The organism is Emticicia sp. GW821-FHT11C11, assembly GCF_058808615.1.
Map to the genome: position 1 here is coordinate 403,412 of NZ_JBXARV010000001.1, position 18,594 is coordinate 422,005.

20 protein-coding genes and 1 tRNA gene are annotated in these 18,594 nt (G+C 40.7%); 13 read left to right on the plus strand and 8 right to left on the minus strand.

Features of this window, described 5'->3' with window-relative positions:
* Window positions 1-147: 147 nt before the first annotated feature.
* Window positions 148-223 (minus strand) — tRNA-Phe (locus AC1RRY_RS01605).
* Window positions 224-415: 192 nt separating this feature from the next.
* On the opposite strand from AC1RRY_RS01605, the gene AC1RRY_RS01610 reads away from it, so the two are divergent.
* Together AC1RRY_RS01610 and AC1RRY_RS01615 are read left to right on the plus strand one after the other, a co-directional pair.
* A complete protein-coding gene (locus tag AC1RRY_RS01610) occupies window positions 416-1,750 on the plus strand; it encodes a 4Fe-4S dicluster domain-containing protein (RefSeq protein ID WP_492818642.1) in 1,335 nt (444 codons plus the stop codon).
* A 191-nt stretch (window positions 1,751-1,941) separates the two neighbouring features.
* The gene (locus tag AC1RRY_RS01615; RefSeq protein WP_492818640.1) at window positions 1,942-2,094 is read left to right on the plus strand and encodes a hypothetical protein; all 153 of its coding nucleotides are present in this window, start codon (window positions 1,942-1,944) and stop codon (window positions 2,092-2,094) included.
* Window positions 2,095-2,170: 76 nt separating this feature from the next.
* Here the strand turns inward: AC1RRY_RS01615 and trxA are convergent, their stop codons facing one another.
* Entirely contained in the window at window positions 2,171-2,470 is a 300-nt protein-coding gene (gene trxA, locus AC1RRY_RS01620) for a thioredoxin (RefSeq protein ID WP_492818638.1), read from the minus strand.
* 231 nt (window positions 2,471-2,701) lie between these two features.
* On the opposite strand from trxA, the gene AC1RRY_RS01625 reads away from it, so the two are divergent.
* The 5 genes from AC1RRY_RS01625 (at window position 2,702) to AC1RRY_RS01645 (ending at window position 8,252) form a co-directional block, all read left to right on the plus strand.
* Window positions 2,702-3,853 (plus strand): glycoside hydrolase family 88/105 protein, encoded by a 1,152-nt coding sequence (locus AC1RRY_RS01625; protein ID WP_492818636.1) that lies wholly within the window; start codon window positions 2,702-2,704, stop codon window positions 3,851-3,853.
* Window positions 3,854-3,962: 109 nt separating this feature from the next.
* The gene (locus AC1RRY_RS01630) at window positions 3,963-4,643 is read left to right on the plus strand and encodes a response regulator (protein ID WP_492818634.1); all 681 of its coding nucleotides are present in this window, start codon (window positions 3,963-3,965) and stop codon (window positions 4,641-4,643) included.
* Window positions 4,643-6,019 carry an ATP-binding protein gene (locus AC1RRY_RS01635; protein WP_492818632.1) on the plus strand — a complete coding sequence of 459 codons (1,377 nt, stop codon included), beginning with the start codon at window positions 4,643-4,645 and terminating at the stop codon, window positions 6,017-6,019. Before AC1RRY_RS01630 ends, AC1RRY_RS01635 begins: the two co-directional genes overlap by 1 nt.
* A gap of 93 nt (window positions 6,020-6,112) precedes the next feature.
* Window positions 6,113-7,054 carry a coiled-coil domain-containing protein gene (locus tag AC1RRY_RS01640; RefSeq protein WP_492818630.1) on the plus strand — a complete coding sequence of 314 codons (942 nt, stop codon included), beginning with the start codon at window positions 6,113-6,115 and terminating at the stop codon, window positions 7,052-7,054.
* A 40-nt stretch (window positions 7,055-7,094) separates the two neighbouring features.
* Complete coding sequence (locus AC1RRY_RS01645) at window positions 7,095-8,252, plus strand: endonuclease/exonuclease/phosphatase family protein (RefSeq protein WP_492818628.1); 1,158 nt, start codon at window positions 7,095-7,097, stop codon at window positions 8,250-8,252.
* On the opposite strand, the gene AC1RRY_RS01650 is transcribed toward AC1RRY_RS01645, so the two are convergent.
* From AC1RRY_RS01650 to AC1RRY_RS01670, 5 genes are all read right to left on the minus strand, one after another.
* Complete coding sequence (locus AC1RRY_RS01650; protein ID WP_492818626.1) at window positions 8,253-9,065, minus strand: SDR family NAD(P)-dependent oxidoreductase; 813 nt, start codon at window positions 9,063-9,065, stop codon at window positions 8,253-8,255. It abuts the gene before it with no gap.
* A 152-nt stretch (window positions 9,066-9,217) separates the two neighbouring features.
* Window positions 9,218-10,303, minus strand: coding sequence for a DUF4097 family beta strand repeat-containing protein (locus tag AC1RRY_RS01655; RefSeq protein ID WP_492818624.1), 1,086 nt, complete (start codon window positions 10,301-10,303; stop codon window positions 9,218-9,220).
* Entirely contained in the window at window positions 10,278-10,856 is a 579-nt protein-coding gene (locus AC1RRY_RS01660) for a hypothetical protein (RefSeq protein ID WP_492818622.1), read from the minus strand. The genes AC1RRY_RS01655 and AC1RRY_RS01660 overlap by 26 nt, the downstream gene beginning before the upstream one ends.
* A 48-nt stretch (window positions 10,857-10,904) precedes the next feature.
* Entirely contained in the window at window positions 10,905-11,513 is a 609-nt protein-coding gene (locus AC1RRY_RS01665) for an RNA polymerase sigma factor (RefSeq protein WP_492818620.1), read from the minus strand.
* An 89-nt stretch (window positions 11,514-11,602) separates the two neighbouring features.
* Window positions 11,603-12,229, minus strand: coding sequence for a hypothetical protein (locus AC1RRY_RS01670; RefSeq protein WP_492818618.1), 627 nt, complete (start codon window positions 12,227-12,229; stop codon window positions 11,603-11,605).
* A gap of 328 nt (window positions 12,230-12,557) precedes the next feature.
* Between AC1RRY_RS01670 and AC1RRY_RS01675 the strand changes: the two genes are divergently transcribed.
* The 6 genes from AC1RRY_RS01675 to glyA all read left to right on the plus strand — a co-directional run bounded on the left by AC1RRY_RS01675 (window position 12,558) and on the right by glyA (window position 17,756).
* Window positions 12,558-13,280, plus strand: coding sequence for a GNAT family N-acetyltransferase (locus AC1RRY_RS01675; RefSeq protein ID WP_492818616.1), 723 nt, complete (start codon window positions 12,558-12,560; stop codon window positions 13,278-13,280).
* 199 nt (window positions 13,281-13,479) lie between these two features.
* Window positions 13,480-14,199 (plus strand): CDP-diacylglycerol--serine O-phosphatidyltransferase, encoded by a 720-nt coding sequence (gene pssA / locus AC1RRY_RS01680; protein WP_492818614.1) that lies wholly within the window; start codon window positions 13,480-13,482, stop codon window positions 14,197-14,199.
* 45 nt (window positions 14,200-14,244) lie between these two features.
* On the plus strand, window positions 14,245-14,496 hold the full coding sequence (gene purS, locus AC1RRY_RS01685; protein WP_101726793.1) for a phosphoribosylformylglycinamidine synthase subunit PurS: 252 nt from the start codon (window positions 14,245-14,247) through the stop codon (window positions 14,494-14,496).
* A 26-nt stretch (window positions 14,497-14,522) separates the two neighbouring features.
* On the plus strand, window positions 14,523-15,023 hold the full coding sequence (locus AC1RRY_RS01690; protein ID WP_492818612.1) for a hypothetical protein: 501 nt from the start codon (window positions 14,523-14,525) through the stop codon (window positions 15,021-15,023).
* A gap of 101 nt (window positions 15,024-15,124) precedes the next feature.
* Complete coding sequence (locus AC1RRY_RS01695; RefSeq protein WP_492818610.1) at window positions 15,125-16,318, plus strand: hypothetical protein; 1,194 nt, start codon at window positions 15,125-15,127, stop codon at window positions 16,316-16,318.
* A 145-nt stretch (window positions 16,319-16,463) separates the two neighbouring features.
* Window positions 16,464-17,756: a serine hydroxymethyltransferase gene (gene glyA, locus AC1RRY_RS01700; protein WP_492818608.1), complete on the plus strand. Its 1,293-nt coding sequence runs from the start codon at window positions 16,464-16,466 to the stop codon at window positions 17,754-17,756.
* Between the two features lie 103 nt (window positions 17,757-17,859).
* Here glyA and AC1RRY_RS01705 read toward each other — a convergent pair whose 3' ends face one another.
* Window positions 17,860-18,216, minus strand: coding sequence for a hypothetical protein (locus AC1RRY_RS01705; RefSeq protein WP_492818606.1), 357 nt, complete (start codon window positions 18,214-18,216; stop codon window positions 17,860-17,862).
* Between the last annotated feature and the right edge of the window lie 378 nt (window positions 18,217-18,594).

Below are 18,594 nucleotides of genomic sequence, written 5' to 3' on the forward strand. Positions count from 1 at the left end.
ACAATTTTATAATTCAGTGAGTAGACATCTGTACAGAAATGGACAAATTTGAGTCCGAAAACGGACAGTAGTGGCTCAAGCGAAAAAGTTGGGGAAGTAGATAAAAAAAGCAGCTATGAATTTCTTCATAGCTGCCTTAATTTTCTCTGGTGGTAATGGACGGAATCGAACCGCCGACACAAGGATTTTCAGTCCTTTGCTCTACCAACTGAGCTACATTACCTTATTACCACCATTCCCCGTGATTTGGGAATGCAAAATTAGACAAAAACTTTTTAACTGCAAATTTCCTCAAAAAAAAATCTCAAAAATTTTCGTTGCTCTTGCATTGTCTTAAATTTGACTATATTTGTAATGGTATGCACGCATACCGTCATACCTGTTACCTTATTTGATATTCTCAAATCCGGATATTATGCAAATCCTGTCACAAATTTTATTCATTGCCGCTTTGGGTGTTGCTGCCTATTTCATCAGCCGCCGGGTGCTACTCATCAAAAAGACTATACAACTCGGGCATAGTGAAGACCGTACTGACAGACCGGCCGAACGCCTGAAAACCATGCTTCTGATTGCATTCGGACAGAAGAAGATGTTCAATCGTCCTTTGATAGGGCTTATGCACTTTATTGTTTATGCGGGTTTTCTTATTATTAATATTGAGGTTCTGGAAATTATATTAGATGGCATTTTGGGCACCCATCGGTTATTTCTACCCTTTTTGAGTGGATTTTATGATCTCCTTATCAATTTTTTTGAGATACTGGCTTTGGGAGTACTGACCGTCTGTGCAATCTTTTTGTTCCGTCGCAATGTTCTTAAAGTCCAACGTTTTCAGGAAAGCCGTCATCGGGAAATGAAAACATGGCCTCGCAGCGATGCCAACATCATTCTGATTACTGAGATTCTGCTCATGTGGGCTTTTTTAAGTATGAATGCCGCAGATACTATTTTACAGCAAAGAGGGGTAGGGCACTACGCCGAGGCATTAACCGGTAATTTTGCCATAAGCCAGTGGTTACATCCTGTTTTCGGTAATTGGAGCGATGCCTCTCTGGTTGCCTATGAGCGTATTGCGTGGTGGTTTCATATACTGGGTATCATGAGTTTTGCCTTATATGTTACTTATTCAAAACACTTACATATATTCCTGGCGTTTCCGAATACTTACTTTTCGAATCTTCAACCCAAAGGCGAAATGCCTAATATGCCTGCCGTTACGAAAGAGGTAAAAATCATGCTGGGTATCGAACAAGCAGATGTTACTCCGGCTGAAGTTGGTCGTTTTGGCGCAAAGGATGTGAAAGATTTAAGCTGGAAAAACCTGATGGATGCTTACAGCTGTACCGAATGCGGCCGTTGTACTTCGGCGTGTCCGGCCAATATTACCGGGAAAAAACTTTCGCCAAGAAAAATTATGATGGATACGCGCGACAGACTGGAGGATATTCAAAAGGGATGGCTTAAAAACGGTAAAGAATATGAGGATGAAAAAACACTTTTAGGCGATTATATTCTGGAAGAAGAAATTCTGGCGTGTACTACCTGCAATGCCTGCGTACAGGAGTGCCCGGTAAATATTTCACCACTGGATATAATCCTTCAGCTCCGCCGGTATAAAGTGATGGAAGAATCTTCTGCACCGGGCTCATGGAACGCCATGTTTTCAAACCTTGAAAATAATATGGCGCCGTGGAAGTTCTCACCGGGCGATCGCTTCAATTGGGCAGATAACATAAATAACCAATAAGCAGAGGAAGTGGAGGTACCGATAAATAGTTTTTCTTTTTATCGGTTTTTTTATGTAAAAAAAACTTTGCACTTAGGAAATATTTTTTTTAATTTTACATAGGTGTACCTGATATTTTTTTCAGATTTGCATCCGGTTGCTAAGGTAATTTTCGTTTTTTATCCTAATTGTGCATTTTGCCTCTACCACTTATGAAAAAATTCAATTCATCCATGTTTTTACAATGGATAATATTTATGCCCCTCTTATTGCCATTGGCTATTGTGAGTGGCGCATTTGAAGGTATCAAGCGTGTTTTTGAGCAGGCAGCGTCTGATATTATTGAGAAAGAAATAATATCTTAAGCTTCTCGTTTTTTTCATGAAAACGGATAATTGATTTGCTCTGAGAGTAATTCTTACGATTTTTTGTTATTGCTAATCAGCTAAATTTCTCCACTACACTTTTTAATTGCGGTAACGATAATACTCCGGATTGTCGCCACTTCAGTTCACTCTTTTTGAATATCATTAAAGTAGGAACACCCGAAATTTTGTATTTCGTTGCCAGCTTGGGATTTTTATCCACATCAATCTTTACAATTTTGAGGTCATCGCCCGCTTCCTGAGCCAATCGGTTCAATGTGGGAGACAGCGTTTTGCATGGGCCACACCATTCGGCAAAGAAATCAATCAGAATGGGTGTTTCAGAGGCTATTAATTCTTCAAAAGTTCCGTTCATAGTTCTACATTTTTTTACTAAACAAATTATCGGCTGCTGAGGTTTCAGAATTTTAACAATTACTTCGTGGCCTATATTAATTAAGCTCTGTACTTTTGGTGTTGTTATGAATCTGTGATCGTGGTACCACAGGAGGATCAAAAGCTTTTTATCTGCTATCTTTGTGCACAAAGGCAGCCATTCCGGCTTTGGTATCGTCTATACAACCAGAAAACGCTATCCCGTTTAATTATGATTAACCAACTACTTGTTCAAAAAATCAAAGCACTGCTGCTACCTCTTTTTTTCTTAAGTTTTACTCCGGCATTTCCACAAAGCCTGCCTAAAAACCAGGACTTGCTCAAAACCATGAATCTGGCAAACGAGTATTTTATGTTAAAATGGCCTGATGTTGGTAAGCCCATTGAGCGGCCGGATAAAACACGGCCAAGTAATATCTGGACCCGGGGTGTTTATTACGAAGGTCTTATGGCACTTTATAAGGTTGATCCGCAGAAGAGATACTATGACTATGCCGTTGCCTGGGGCGAAGCTCATAAATGGGGGCTCCGCAATGGCATTACGACACGTAATGCCGATGACCAAGGCTGTGGACAAACCTACATAGACTTATATCTTTTAGATCCTAAGCCCGAACGGATTCATGACATAAAGGCTTCTATCGACAGCCTCATCAGTAGTACTAAAAAGGATGACTGGTGGTGGGTGGATGCGCTTCAGATGGCAATGCCCGTATTTGCACAATTGGGTGTTATATATGAAGACAACCGGTATTTCGAGAAAATGTATGAGATGTATATGCACACCAAAACATTGCATGGAGACAAAGGCTTGTATAATCAGACCGAAGGTTTATGGTGGCGGGACAAAGATTTTGACCCGCCTTACAAAACCCCGGAAGGCAAAAGTTGTTATTGGTCTCGTGGTAATGGCTGGGTTGTAGCGGCCTTGGCAAGGGTGTTGGATATTATGCCCAAAGATGCACCACACCGGGACGAGTATGAAAAAACGTATCTGGAAATGATGAATGCCCTTGTGCCTTTACAAAGGAATGACGGGTTCTGGAATGTGAATCTTGCAGATGCCAATGATTTCGGAGGCAAAGAGCTTACAGGTACCTCGTTATTTGTCTATGGTATGGCCTGGGGTATCAACAAGGGGATTTTAGACCGCAGGAAATTTTACCCTCCTGTAGCCAAGGCAATGTATGCTATTATGAATAACTGTATTCATCCGAATGGCTTTTTAGGGTATGTGCAAGGGACCGGTAAAGAACCGAAAGACGGGCAGCCGGTTACTTATGACAAAGTGCCCGACTTCGAAGACTTCGGTCTTGGTTGTTTCTTATTGGCCGCTACGGAAGTTTACAAGATGAAACGCTGATATTAGTTTTTGACGGTTCTTGAAATTTCATCAAAACGCAGCTAAGTTTATGAATTTAGCTGCGTTTTCGGTTTAATTTCCTAATTTTGATAATCTAAAGCCACCTGATATGAAAATTTTAGTAATTGAAGATGAGGTACGAACCATTCAGCTAATCAAACAAGGGCTTGAAGAACAACAATGGGAAGTTGATATAGCATATGATGGTGCCATGGGTTTTCAGCTGGCTACAAGGCAGGTATATGCACTCATTATTTCCGATATTATTCTTCCCGGAATGAATGGGTTAGAGCTTTGCAAGAAGCTCCGTGAGGTAGGGGTTTCGTCCCCGATTCTTCTTCTGACGGCTTTGGGTACTACCGACGACAAAATAGAAGGCCTGGATGCCGGAGCAGACGATTACCTGGCAAAACCATTTGAGTTCAGAGAATTAATGGCAAGGGTAAGAGCTCTTACCCGTAGAAACATCGGCATCATTCACACAAGCAATATGCTGAAAGTGGCCGACCTCGAAATGGATCTTGATACTAAAACCGTAACCCGCGCAGGGCAGGAAATCACCCTTACTGCCAAAGAGTTCGGCTTACTGGAGTATTTCATCCGCAACCAGGGAAGGGTTATTTCAAAGGCTGAACTGGCCGAGAAAATATGGGATGTCACTTTTGATACCGGTACAAACGTAATAGAGGTTTATGTAAACTTTTTACGAAAAAAAATAGACAAGGACTTTGAACCGAAACTTCTTCATACCCAGATTGGCATGGGATATGTTCTCAAAGTAATTTCCTGATGAAAAATATACGTTCGCGGTTAACTTACCAGTTTGTGGTTTTAGTAACTGCCATTCTCTTGTTCTTTTCTTTTGGGGTCTATTTTTTCAGTAAATTATACCTCGAAAAGCGCTTTTATAAACGCCTGCAAGACCGCGCCATCACTACCACCACTTTATTATTTGATATTCAGGCTGCTGATACCACTGTTCTGAAATTAGTGAATGTATCTGACAAAGAATTGCTGACAAACGAGAGCATCTCAGTCTACAATGAATCTATTCAGCAATTTATTTTTTTTACACATCCTTCTGACACCAGTTTTCATAAAAAATTGCTTCCGTTGGTTTTATCAGCTAACCCTACTACTTATACAAAATTCGGTGAGTATCAGGTATTAGGTATCCATTTTGCCAATAAGAATAAGGGTAACTGGATAATGGTGAGCGCCATTGATACTGCCGGACAAGAAGCTTTGAGAGATTTGAGGAAGATTCTGATCGTAATGGTGGGTGCCGGCATATTACTACTGGGTATTTCGGGATGGATCTTTGCCAATCGGGCTTTAGCCCCCGTATCGGGGGTTATCAGGCAGGTTAATCAGATTTTTCCCCGGAATGTTAAAAAGAGAGTGGAATATCCTAATCCTGATGATGAAATAGGCGCGCTGGTTGCCACTTTCAATCATCTGCTCGACCGCATAGAAGAAGCGCTGGTTACCCAAAAGATGTTTATTGCCAATGTGTCGCATGAATTGAAGAATCCTCTTACCAAAATATATTCCCAGATTGAAGTAACTCTTTTGCAGAAACGTACACCCGACGCGTATGAAAAGAGCCTGAAATCGCTTCAGGAAGATACCCGTACGCTTACACAGCTCACCAATACTTTGCTGAATCTGGCCAACGTAGTGGCCAATGCCGAAAATGTTAAATATGTACCCATCAGGCTTGACGAACTACTTTGGGAAGCCAAAAGTCAGGTGCAGAAATGGCATGAAGATTACCAGATTCAGTTAACTTTTGCCGATTTTCCGGACGATGAAAATGCTTTGATAATTCAGGGGAATGAAGCTGCTATGAAAGTGGTATTCATGAACCTGATGGATAACGCCTGCAAATTTTCAGACAACAAAACAGCTGTTGTCAACTTTTTTTGTTTCCCTGCCGAAACCTCCATTTCGTTTTTCAACAGTGGCCCGGCCATTCCTGCAAGAGATCTTCCTTATATTTTCCAACCTTTTTACAGGAGCAACGCCTCGGCGCAGGCTGTTCAGGGGCATGGAGTTGGCCTTGCCATTGTATCGCAGATTGTGCGCCTGCACAATGGCGAAGTAAATGTCAACTCTGATGCAGAAGGGACTACTTTTACACTCAGCTTTGCCCGCCAATCTTAACAGCCTCATATTTTAAGGTAAATTTAAAGTCAATTTAACGGCTGTTTAAGTTGGGTAGTTTTAGTTTGTATCATGAACACAAACGGTACTACTATGAGCGCATCTGCAACCCAGGGCATATTCAAGATTTCTTTCGGAGTGCTGACAGGTATTCTGGCTCTGCTCGGATACCTGTTCATGGGTGCCCGCAACGAAACCTTTGAGCTGCAGCAATCATTAACAGAGAAAGTAGAACAGCTTTCTGCGACCCAGCTAAAACTGGATTCTATTTCAAAGGCACTGGACGAAAAAATAGAGAAAATCCACAAACTTGGCGGCAATATTGCTGAGTTGAAGCAGATCAAAGCACAGCTTGAAAACGACAAGAAACTACTTAAATCTGATCTGAATTTTTCTTTGCAGAAATACAATACGAAAATAAAAGATTACGAGAATTTCCTTACGGCTAAAGACAAGGAGTTTAATCTGCTTAGAGAAGAAAACAACCAGCTAAAAGCCCGTACCGAATTACTTGAACAGGAAAAACAAGTAGTATTGACTGAAAACGCAAGTCTGAAAGACGATAAGGAGTCGCTGTCTCAGACTGTGGCTGAATACTCGGTTGAAAACTCCAATTTGCAGCGTCAGGTAACCCTAGCCTCATCAATGAAGGCTATTAATGTGCAGGCTGCGGCGTTGTCGTCAAGCGGAAAAGTAAGAGAAGGAAATTCATTCAGAGCTTCTCGTGTGCATCGCCTTAAAATTTCATTTATTATGCCGTCAAATTCAGTGGCGGTTAAAAACAAGAAAGAGATATATGTGCGTATTCTTGATGCCAACGGCGGCGTGGTGAGTGATAACTCAACCAGTGGAGTATTTGATTTTGAAGGTGACGAGCTTGGTTACAGTACCAGACAAAGTGTATTGTTCGAGAATAATGACCAGAAAGTAGAGATTATTTATACACACGATGTTCCTTATCGCGCAGGTAAATATGTAATTGAACTTTACTCAGAAGGCTTTAAGATTGGTAAGGGTGGGTTTGAGGTAAAGTAGGTTTCTCATGAAGAGACGCCTTAACATAAACAGTTGATTTATGATAGCACTACACGGCTTTAAAATATTTGTCTGGGCTATGATTCAGACTTTCGGAGAGATAGCCATGACAGGCTTGCGAAACATCGTGACGGCGTTCAGAAAGTTTCCGCGTTCATATACTGCCCTGTTTTATATGTTTATAGCGATGGCTTTCTGTTATTATCCGATTTTCAACCATTGGCTGACAGGATTCATAATGATGAGCCTTCCTGTTGCTGTATTGGGCGGTCTGATAGCCAGTTGTTATCTGTTATATAAAAATCAGAAACTGATCGCTTCGGCAGGTTTAATATGGGTGTTGATGACTTTTCCTATCATCAAACGTTTTGTAGGTATTGGAAATTCGAAACCTGAGTTTACCGGTATACCGGCATTAAAAGTATTGAGTTTCAACAGTGAAAGTTTCGGCACTCAGAATGGCTCGGAGGTCAACTGGAAATCGCTCAAAGCAGACATCGCCTGTTTTCAGGAGTATACTCCCAATGGAAACATTGAGACACAGTATAACGACAAGTTTGTGAAGCTGGCTTCGCTCGACGAAAATTCAAGAATAGGCCTGGCGGTGTTTTCGCAGTACCCTATTGTGAAGCAATACAGCAAGATATGGGACAGAAACGGGCAGCCTAATATCAATGGATTTATTTGTGCCGATATTGCCTATAATCAGGATACCGTACGCGTGGTGAATGTGCATTTGTGGTCGATGGGTGTGCGTATTAATCAGGCTACTGATGCATTAAAACAAGGAGATATCAAGACATTTGCTTGGGAAATTTTCGATACCTTCCGCCGTATGAAAGAAGGATTTGAAGCAAGAGATGAGCAAATAAAAGAAGTGGAGTCTTATGTATCAGGCAGTAAATATCCTGTTATTATTTGTGGGGATTTCAACGAAATTCCGTTTGGATACGCCTATGGCAAATTGCGCCTGAGTTTCAATAATGCTTTTGAAGATGCAGGGCAGGGTCTGGGTTTTACTTTAAACCGTCGCCCGTATTGGGTGCGGATTGACCAACAGTTTTTTAGCTCCGACTGGCAAGTGCAATCGTGTCAGACCATGAAAGGTATCACCTTCTCTGACCACTTTCCTGTCGTAGCCCAATACGTACTCAAGAAATCACTGGATAGACCAACTAATCTGGTGGCAGATCGTTAATTACAGTTTGAACAATTTTGCCAGAACCGTGTGATAGGTGTTCGGAAAAATCCGGGCAATTATATCCATTGTTCTGGCATCATTACCTATCAGAATCCGGGGTTTATCTTTTTCAATTCCGGCTAGTATAATGGCAGCGGCTTTGTCTGGCGATAGCTTCAGAACCACCTTCTCAAAGTGCCTGATGGCTTTCTTCCCGTCTTCATTATCTTTTGAATGTCCCAGACGCGAATTACGGGCAATACCGGTTTTGATGCCCCCCGGGTGCACCGACGAAACTTTTACATTGGTTCGCAGCAATTCAAATTTCAGTACATCAGAAAAACCTTTCACGCCAAATTTGGCTGTAGAATAGGCCGAATTATTGGGCATGCTTGTAATACCGAAAATGCTGGATACATTGACTATGTGTCCCTGGTTCTGCTTCACCATGTGCCTTAAAAATGCTTTCGTCATTCTTACCACTCCCCATAGATTTATGTTCAGCAGCCACTCAAAATCTTCCAGAGAGGTTTCCAGAAAACTACCCGAAAACAGAGCCACTCCGGCGTTATTTACCAGAATAATACGTTCATGAAAGTGTTTCTTAATGGTTTCAGTAGCAAAGGTTTTAATTTGTTCAGGGTCAGATACATCGAGCAGGTGTTTTTCGATAGAACCCGATGCCATATTGAATGTTTCGTTCAATCCGTTTTCATTCACATCTGTAGCTATCACTTTTGCCCCGGCAGCGGCTGCTTGTATAGCCAAAAACCGGCCGATACCCGAGGCAGCCCCTGTTACAATAAAAACACTGTCTTTTATCTGGCTCATGTGTTTAGATGGTTTACACAAAAATAAAAAACAACGTAGTATTATCCGCTTGCAAACCCGTAATTGTTTTACAAACTTTTACGCTTCAGAATCATCAAAAAAAACAGGGCAGGTGTTCAACACCTGCCCTGTCAAGTTTTCAGAACAATAATTTATTGCAATTTTACACTGCTGAAATTAGTGCTTATGGTAATCCTACAATCAGACGAGCCTTTACCTAACTTGCCGGAATAATGCTTGGTCGGATTAAAGCTGTAATTGTTTTTCTTTTCGGTCTCTGAGTTTCTTGTAAAAGATATCCCACGGTCTTTTGGATAGTCGAATTCTCCGTAATGAGCTTTGATATCAAAATCATAAGTTACGTTATCATCGAGTACCAGTGCCACGGGTGAGTAATTAGCTTTAATATCCAGCTCTTTTACGTTCTTCCCGATACTACCCAGTTTAAAGTCCCCGGAGAAGTCCAGTTTCAGAACACCCGAATCTTTCAGTAAATCGATTCTACCCTTTGAATAGCTGATTTTGGCATCAATTTTACCTACTTCTTTGATGTTGATGTCACCAAAGCTGTTATTGAAATCAAAATTGTCAGCTTTTTCCATCTTAATTCCGGAATATGATGCCTTTAAGCGTCCGCCTGTCATAGACTTAATATAAGAGTTAGGGCAAAACGCAAGGTTAATATCCGACTCCGGATTCAGAATATCCTCTGCAATCAGTTTTCCGTAACTCTGGTCAACTTTCAGGACAGCGGTAAATGTAGGCAGGTAAATATTACCGAACGAATTCTTCAATTGCAACGGATTCGTTTTCGGCATATAAACCATGTAATCAATCTTCAATGAATGTTTATCGCCTTTGTTACTCCAGTTTCTGTTGTCGCTGCGATTCATAATAGTCTTGATGCTCACTTGTCCTTCATCTTTCTTGCCTACAATATCAATTGTATTCAGAAAATCAGCAGCTCTTTCTTCCGACGAAGCATTGGCAACAATAATTATCTCTACGCGCACTTCTTTTTTGTCCCAGAAGCCCACTTTTACATCACCGAACTGATTGTGAAGATAGACCTTATCTGACGCCGAAACCGGATACGACAGGTTTACGTTTTTCTTCTTTTCAATCCATTCTTTTTCTAAAGGAGCGGCAGAAGCCCGGGCGGCAGTCAAAAAGAACAATATCCAAAATACCCCTCGAATCTGGCCTGAGAGGCTACACCATCGTTTTAATTTTTCCATTTTTAACTTCTTTAATTTTTTGAATTATTTGTAACTGTTGGTTTAACAGATCGATCTGCATATTTAAGTTTTGTACCATGGCCTTCAGCAACTCTTCCGGATTCGGATTTTGCGGCAACTCATTCTTCAGGCTTTGGTAATTATTGTCTAATGCCTGTAATTCGGCATCAAACTGGTGGTAGAGCTTAGGGTCTTCCTTTTCAAGCATTTTCAGCTCCTCTCTTTTTTGCTCTACCAGCGAGGTAAACTGTACCAGCTCTTTTCCATAAGCACCTCTATAGGCAGGAGGGAGGCTCAGGCCGGTTATTTCATTGGGCATCTGCATGTAAGTCATTATACCATACCCTACAGTCAGAATCAACGCTATACTTGCTGCAATGCTCATGCTCCATTGCATTCTGCCAAATCTTACTACTTTTCCATTCAGGCGTTTGCCTTTCGGTTGTTGTTTGGCTGCTTCCGCCTCAATTTTTTTCCATAAGGCTTTAGATGGCTCGTAGCTATCAAAGTCTTCGCGGTTATCTCTCACAAATCTTTCCAAACGATCTTTCATATCTATTACCCTTTGCCGGGATTTTTTAATTAATCAATGTCATAAAATCTAAAACAACTGTCTGCCAACTATCTCCAGAAGCCTTTTTTTAGCTCGCATATATTGTGTGCGGGAGGTTGTCTCGCTTATACCCAATATATTTCCTATTTCTTCGTGGTCGTAGCCCTCAAACAGATACAATGAAAGCACTACTCTGAAACCTTCAGGCAATTGTTCCATTGCCCTTTTGACACGCTCAACTTCGTATCTGGTATTATCTTCATTATAGGTGTCGGTCTCAGCATAATCGGCTATATCATATTCATCGCCTCCCAGCTCATACTCATCAATATTCACCAGTTCTACTTTTCTTGTTCTGAGATGATTGATAGCCTTGTTCACTACAATCTGTTTTAACCATACTCCGAACGTTGCCTGCTGGCGGAAATCACCTATTTTGGCAAAAGCATCAATGAACGAGTCCTGCAACACATCTTCAGCTTCGCCTACATGGTTCAGTATCCGCATACAGACGTTGAACATAGCCTTAGAGTAATGCTTGTACAGTTCGTACTGTGCTTTACTTTCGCCACGCTTACATTGCTCGACCAGGTCGGCATGTTTGTTAATGAATACTGCGTTTGCCAGAGGGGTACACTGTTTTATGGTTTCAAACAAAAGACGCCTTAAAAAACAGAATGTTGCACGCTTGCCGCAAGATTTCGGGAAACATTGCACAAACGACTGATAATGAGTAGATTAATATATTAAAAAAAATAAGACACGGATAACAAACTCAGAAAAACGCCTAGTGCCAGGCCTGCCCAGACTTGCTTTGGAGTGTGCGCATTAAGCTGCAGGCGAGCGCCCAACAAATAGCCGGCCAGAATCATTAAAAATAATAGAGGCATGAAAAGCGTGCTTTCTCCGAATTTGATCATGATACCTGCCAGCGCACCTATTACCCCGCCAATACCGGCGGCGTGTGCGCTGATCTGCCAACGGAAGCTGATAACAGCCACGCACAGAATGACAAGTGTGATACTCCAGAGTATATAAGCACAAATAAACAGGCTTGAGTTTTTAGTATATAAAAAATACCCAAGAATAGCATATATAAGGGCTGTCAGCAAATAAGGCAACCTGCGTTCGCGGAGATTATCTAAATGAAGACTGCTGATAATACCCCAGCGTTTAAGCAGGTAGATAAGATAAGCAGGTATGGCAAAAGTATACATGAATACAAAACCGATTACAATCCATTTGAAGGTCAGGTCTAGACTCTCCAACCCCAGCGAAACCGGCGCTGTAAAAAAGAGAATCATAAACAACAAAGTAGGCATTAACAAAGGATGCAATGCAACCGATAAAAAAGTAGCCAGGCGAGTATTCAAAGGTTGTTGAGTTTTTTCTTCAAAGTTATCAGATTTTTTCTAATCCACGAACTAAAACACCGGGCGCATCGTTATTCAAGCGCAAACAAAAATATTAGGTGTTTATTTTGGATATAAATTCTAAACCAGACATCTTTGCATCTGTTTTTTAAGAAATGAACATTCGTCTTCCCATAACACCAGTTCGATATGTCAGGTCCGAAAGGACTCGACTATAACCGTTTTGCCTGCGCGGTAAAACATCCCCTCGCTCAATTTTTCTATTTCTTTCATTTTAACAATTTTAGGATACAGCGTCTCCGTTTGTGGGAAAGCCCAATAAATGACGATGAATAACACAGAAATAACTTCCGACGACCAATATATTGTACAAATAGCTAATGAAAACCATTTTGCTTTAGCAGAAACTATTTGTGAAGAGATGGCAGAGAGTGCTAAAGCCCGTGGTACAGGGATTGCCAAACGTTCTCCTGATTATTTGCGTGACAAAATGCGCGAAGGTAAGGCTATCATTGCGCTTACCACCACAGGCAACTGGGTTGGTTTTTGTTACATTGAAACCTGGGAACACGGTAAGTTTGTGGCCAATTCAGGTCTGATTGTAAGCCCCGACTACCGCAAAAGTGGTATTGCTACGCGTATTAAACAAAAAGCGTTTGAGTTGTCGCGTTCTAAATATCCGGATGCCAAGATTATTGGTCTGACCACCAGTCTGGCGGTGATGAAAATCAACTCTGATTTGGGGTATGAGCCAACGACTTTCAGTGAGTTACCTGCTGACGATTCATTCTGGAAAGGGTGTTCGAGTTGTATCAACTATGATATCCTGACACGTACCAATCGCAAGCATTGTCTTTGCACAGGTATGCTTTTTGATCCCGTAGAAGCCAAGAAAAAAGAGGAGGGGGAAAAGAAAGACGAAAACTGGGATTTTCTGAAAGAGTTGCCACTCTATGAACGTTGGATGCGTTTCAAGCAAAGAATTTTATTAAGACGTGAAGAACGTAGAAAAAAAAAATTGGCAACAGCAAGGGAATTAGTGGAATTATAGACACAATCAGTGGAATAATAGAATAAATGAAGGCCTCGTTTCTGAAACGAGGCCTTTTTATTGGTACCAAACCTGTGGTTTCAGAAATAGGAAAGAGATATTATCTGACAAACCTGTAGATTAATGACAAATGTTATGGAATAAAACAGGAATATCGTAATTTTCAGCGATTTAGAAAGAATTCCCTAAGCACCAACATATGAAACTTTTTACTATTCCTAATCTCATGACCCTCGGCAACCTGCTTTGCGGGTGTTTTGGGATTATCTTTGTTTTTCAGGGTGACCTCACCTATGCTTCTTATCTTATATTTCTGGCAGGTATTCTTGATTTTCTTGATGGTTTTGTGGCTCGCCTGCTTAAACAACACTCAGCTATAGGTAAAGAACTCGACTCGCTTGCAGATATGGTTACATTTGGCATTTTACCTGCCTTTATAGTGGCATGGCTTATCAGTTATACGGCCTCCTCTACCGGTTCTCAGGGCATTTTTCATCCTTTGGCGTATCTGGCCTTTATTCTGGCTCTTTTTTCAGCATTGCGGCTTGCAAAGTTTAATATTGATACTCGTCAGTCTGATTCATTTATCGGAGTGCCTACTCCGGCCAATGCGTTGGTAGTAGCGGCATTTCCGCTCATTATTGCATTTAACCCATCCTATGCGTTTGTTATCTACAACAATATATTTCTGATTGGTTATATTATTATTATGAGCTATCTGATGGTTTCAGAAATACCCCTGTTTGCCATGAAGTTTAAAAATTTTTCGTGGGTAGATAATAAAATCAAGTACATATTTATAATTCTTTCTGTAATTTTGCTTGTGGTTTTACAATTTCTGGGCATCCCCTTAGTGGTTTTCCTTTATATTGTATTATCGCTTTTTAATAAATCTGCCCCTGTTCCCAAAGGGGAGTAAATTTTTAAACAAAATCCCCCTCATCGGGAATGGGGGTTAATACTTATGAAATTCCTCGCTTCGATTGACGTAATGCCTATTAAAGAGATCCTTGACCCTCAGGGAAAAGCAGTGTTATTGGGTCTTAAAAACCTTGACATACAGGGTTTTAGTGACTGCCGTATCGGTAAACACATTAACATGGAAATAGAAGCTGCCGACAAAGCAACTGCTGAGAGCATTGTTGAAGATGCCTGCAAAAAACTGTTGGCTAACCTCATTATGGAAGAATACAGCTTTGAGTTAACTGCCATTTAAACCAATCTATTATAAATATTTTTTTTATGCAGAATCCATTTGAAGAAAATACTGTGCCTGTACGGCCGACGCTTCTTACCATTTTGTGTGTACTTACGTTTTTGTGGAACGCCTATAAGTTTTATGGGGCTATCCCGAATGTGTTTACTCCCGAAAAGGTAGTAGCAAGCAAAGAACAGGCAAATGAAATGATGATGGATATGATGTCGAAATATTTATCGGAAAAAGATTTAGAACAGGTAGAAGAAAATCAGAAAGAAACCAATAAACTTTTTGAAGAGAAAACCCTGATAATTACTGGCATTGTAAGTATCATTTCGAGCGTATTATTGATTTTGGGAGGTATCTGGATGTGGGGATTACGCAAAAAAGGATTCTATGTTTACATAGCTGGCAACGCTTTGGGTGTGCTGGCGCCTATACTACTTCTGGGTGGGCAGGTTGGCTGGGCAGTAGGTATTCTCTCGCTCATCAACGCCGCTCTTTTCACCGGTTTATATGCTATGAATTTAAAGTACTTTTCATGATATTGTTAAGCATTTGTTAAAGTAATTAAAAAACCAGTTCAAATCAGAACTGGTTTTTTAATTTTAGCTGTATTTTACAGCCGTTGCCTATTCTTCTCTTTATGGAAAAACTACTTTTACAACTTCTGTTATACAGTTCCGTCGGCTTTGCCCAGACAGATTTCACCCGGGTTTATCATCCTATCATCAATGAAGCCGAACTGGCTATTGTTGATACCAATTACTATGAAGCCCTCCGATTTTATAATGAAGCCTTTGCCAACGTAGAAAAACCTTTTGCCAAAGATTATTACAATGCTGCTATCTGCGCCACAATGTTGGGCAAAATGCCCCTCGCATTTGACTACCTGGAGAAGATTATTGAGAAAGGGTATGTAGTAAGCAATTTCAGAAAAGATGCCTTTTTCAAAAACGTGGCAGACACCTGCAAGAAATGGACTGATTTTGAGAAACGCGCACAGCTCATAAAGCCTTTATTCAATATTCAGTTGAGAGATTCCCTGCAAAATATACACCGTCAAAGATTCTTGTATACTTATGCGCCCATTACTGCCGACCTCAGGAATTTTTATAAACCCCGGCTAAAAGATATGAAATGGGTACCTGTAGACAGTCTGATTTATATACCCGATATGCCCAAAAATCTGGTATCACAGCAAGACAGCCTCCAGAAAATCAATAAAGCTAAGGACATGACAAAGGTTCAGGAAAGACTCCGGAAAGTGCTGGGCATTATTGATTTGAATGGATACCCTGACGAGAATATAATAGGTCTGAACGCTCCGGTAGCCGTTGAGAATACCAATATCTACAATTCTTCGAGCTCTTACTTCTTGGAAAACACTATTGTAAGCAATATCTTTTATGATAAAGCCGATAAGACTGACCTTATGCCTTTGTTAAAACAGGCTATAAGAGATGGCAAAGCGCATCCTTATGTGATGAGAGTACTACTCAATTATTCTGCTGATGAACCTTATACCATGGGCAAGGTACTGGTTGTTCAGCTGCGGCTGGAAAACAACATCAATTGCCCTAATGAAAACTGGGAAGAAAAGAAAGATAAATTCTTCTGGAAAAAAGAGAGGCCAACCAGCATGAGTGAAATAGAGATTAACGAAAAAAGACTGAACCTCGGACTAGAAAAACTGGATGATGCCTACAAAAAAGCTTTCTTCAAAGCCCGTAGCACTCCGTTTCTTATTTATGGAGGCAACTACCAGGCCGAGCTGGCGTATATACCTAATTGCGAGTTGATTAACAAAACCATAAGTGGAGCAATCGTGCTCAGATGAAATAGTATTTTTTCAAGAAACTGCGGTTTTATTTATCGACAGACGAAAGATTATTTGGTGCAAAATTCTTGTTCTTACAACATTCCATTAAATTTGTACTCATTTTTATCAATCGTACTTCTTAACTCGTACATCAATAATCAATATGTCTGTCCAAACATCGCTCTATCGTGATACCGAAATCTTCGATTTAATCGCGAAAGAAAACAATCGCCAATTACATGGTATTGAACTGATAGCTTCTGAAAACTTCGTTTCACCACAAGTAATGGAAGCTGCGGGAAGTGTGCTCACCAATAAGTATGCCGAGGGGCTTCCAGGCAAGCGTTATTACGGAGGTTGTGAGGTAGTAGATCAGGTAGAACAAATAGCAATTGACCGCCTGAAAGCTTTGTTCAATCTTACCTGGGCGAACGTTCAACCGCATTCGGGTGCACAGGCTAATATGGCCGTTTTCTTGGCGTGTTTACAACCGGGCGACAAAATTTTAGGATTTAACTTATCACATGGCGGCCACCTTTCGCATGGTTCGCCTGTTAATATTTCCGGTAAATACTTTCAACCGTTTTTCTATGGTGTAGAGCAGGAAACCGGACTAATCGACTGGAACAAAGTAGAAGAAACGGCGCACAGAGAAAAACCGAAACTGATTATCTGCGGTGCCTCTGCTTACTCACGTGACTGGGACTACGTACGTCTTCGTCAGATTGCCGATTCGGTAGGAGCCATTCTATTGGCTGATATCTCTCACCCTGCCGGATTAATCGCTAAAGGCTTATTAAATGATCCGTTCGATCATTGCCATATCGTTACAACCACTACGCATAAAACGCTACGTGGTACACGCGGCGGAGTGATTATGATGCGGAATGATTTTCCGAATCCTTTTGGAATCACTACGCAGAAAGGAGAGGTAAGAATGATGTCGTCATTGCTGGATTCAGGCGTGTTCCCAGGTACTCAGGGTGGGCCACTAGAGCATATTATTGCTGCTAAGGCCATTGCTTTTGGTGAAGCCCTGACCGAGAATTTTTATAACTACGCCGTACAGGTTCAAAAGAATGCCCGCGTGATGGCTGCAGAGTTTGTGAGCCGTGGCTACAAAATCATTTCGGATGGTACAGATAACCACCTGATGCTGATTGATTTGCGTCCGAAAGGCCTGACCGGTAAAATTGCAGAAAACTCTCTGATACAAGCCGATATCACTGTGAATAAAAACATGGTGCCATTTGATGATAAAACGGCTATGACTACCTCAGGAATGCGTGTTGGAACTGCCGCGATGACCTCTCGTGGACTGGGTGAGAAAGATATGGTAAAAATTGTAGATTTGATTGACACCGTATTGATGAACCATGAGAAAGCAACTACCATTGCTGCAGTGAAAAAAGAGATCAATACCTGGATGCAGGATTATCCTTTGTTCCAATTCTGATAGAATGCTTCATAAGATGCTCAAATAAGAAAAGCGTGGCTCAAAGAGCCGCGCTTTTTATCTAAACCTTAACTAAACCGTATGAAAATAAGAGTCTTTATGATTAACCAATAAATTGGTATTCAAAATCTTGTTTGATTGCGAAACACTCTGCTTCCTCTTTCTCAAAAGTATTCACAACTGTTTCATTTTTACTTTGGAATATCCGCTCTGTGAATAACCTTACAATATAGTTTGCAAACATTTCTACAAACGATTGATGGTTGGTTTCTTCTTCTATATTTACAGATGCGGTTTTCATCAATGAAGCTTTTAACGACAGGGTCTCAGATAAAGTTGCTGTTTTGCCTGTAACTTTATTTAAGATACGTTGTTGCCCGTAAGCGCTGCGGGGGAAACTCAAAGCCATAGAATTGAGGCTTATCAGTAATGTTGCGAATAGTAATAATAGCTTTTTCATAATTTTATTTTCAGAGCGCGTATATCTTTCCTAATTGACAATACAAAGATATATGCTTTATTTGGTATTATGTCATACATAGTACTAATTTTTCTACAAGTTGTGGATGAGCGGTTCTAAAAGCTGATAAGCGGTTTCTTTCGATTTCCGTTTTCTATATCACTTATCGGCTTACATCAATAAGATGCAGAACCATGATGCAAAGTTGCACCTATTAAAACTTTTTTAAGGCTAAAAAACGTTAAAGAGTGTTAAAATATCGTTGAACCGGCATTTTCTTTATGTGAAAAGGTGCTTTGCAATTAGCCTAAAAGCTGGAAATAGTAAGTTTTTGCTTTTTATGCTGGTCAATGTCTTATTCTGTATTGAAATTTCAGG

Bases quoted from the DNA above. Each gene is read 5' to 3' on its own strand.
- AC1RRY_RS01630 (WP_492818634.1), top strand. From the start codon at position 3,963: ATGAAAATTTTAGTAATTGAAGATGAGGTACGAACCATTCAGCTAATC.
- AC1RRY_RS01615 (WP_492818640.1), top strand. From the start codon at position 1,942: ATGAAAAAATTCAATTCATCCATGTTTTTACAATGGATAATATTTATG.
- AC1RRY_RS01660 (WP_492818622.1), bottom strand. From the start codon at position 10,856: ATGAAAGATCGTTTGGAAAGATTTGTGAGAGATAACCGCGAAGACTTT.
- trxA (WP_492818638.1), bottom strand. From the start codon at position 2,470: ATGAACGGAACTTTTGAAGAATTAATAGCCTCTGAAACACCCATTCTG.
- purS (WP_101726793.1), top strand. From the start codon at position 14,245: ATGAAATTCCTCGCTTCGATTGACGTAATGCCTATTAAAGAGATCCTT.
- AC1RRY_RS01655 (WP_492818624.1), bottom strand. From the start codon at position 10,303: ATGGAAAAATTAAAACGATGGTGTAGCCTCTCAGGCCAGATTCGAGGG.
- AC1RRY_RS01650 (WP_492818626.1), bottom strand. From the start codon at position 9,065: ATGAGCCAGATAAAAGACAGTGTTTTTATTGTAACAGGGGCTGCCTCG.
- AC1RRY_RS01635 (WP_492818632.1), top strand. From the start codon at position 4,643: ATGAAAAATATACGTTCGCGGTTAACTTACCAGTTTGTGGTTTTAGTA.
- AC1RRY_RS01645 (WP_492818628.1), top strand. From the start codon at position 7,095: ATGATAGCACTACACGGCTTTAAAATATTTGTCTGGGCTATGATTCAG.
- pssA (WP_492818614.1), top strand. From the start codon at position 13,480: ATGAAACTTTTTACTATTCCTAATCTCATGACCCTCGGCAACCTGCTT.
- AC1RRY_RS01705 (WP_492818606.1), bottom strand. From the start codon at position 18,216: ATGAAAAAGCTATTATTACTATTCGCAACATTACTGATAAGCCTCAAT.
- AC1RRY_RS01610 (WP_492818642.1), top strand. From the start codon at position 416: ATGCAAATCCTGTCACAAATTTTATTCATTGCCGCTTTGGGTGTTGCT.
- AC1RRY_RS01695 (WP_492818610.1), top strand. From the start codon at position 15,125: ATGGAAAAACTACTTTTACAACTTCTGTTATACAGTTCCGTCGGCTTT.
- glyA (WP_492818608.1), top strand. From the start codon at position 16,464: ATGTCTGTCCAAACATCGCTCTATCGTGATACCGAAATCTTCGATTTA.
- AC1RRY_RS01690 (WP_492818612.1), top strand. From the start codon at position 14,523: ATGCAGAATCCATTTGAAGAAAATACTGTGCCTGTACGGCCGACGCTT.
- AC1RRY_RS01625 (WP_492818636.1), top strand. From the start codon at position 2,702: ATGATTAACCAACTACTTGTTCAAAAAATCAAAGCACTGCTGCTACCT.
- AC1RRY_RS01675 (WP_492818616.1), top strand. From the start codon at position 12,558: ATGAATAACACAGAAATAACTTCCGACGACCAATATATTGTACAAATA.
- AC1RRY_RS01640 (WP_492818630.1), top strand. From the start codon at position 6,113: ATGAGCGCATCTGCAACCCAGGGCATATTCAAGATTTCTTTCGGAGTG.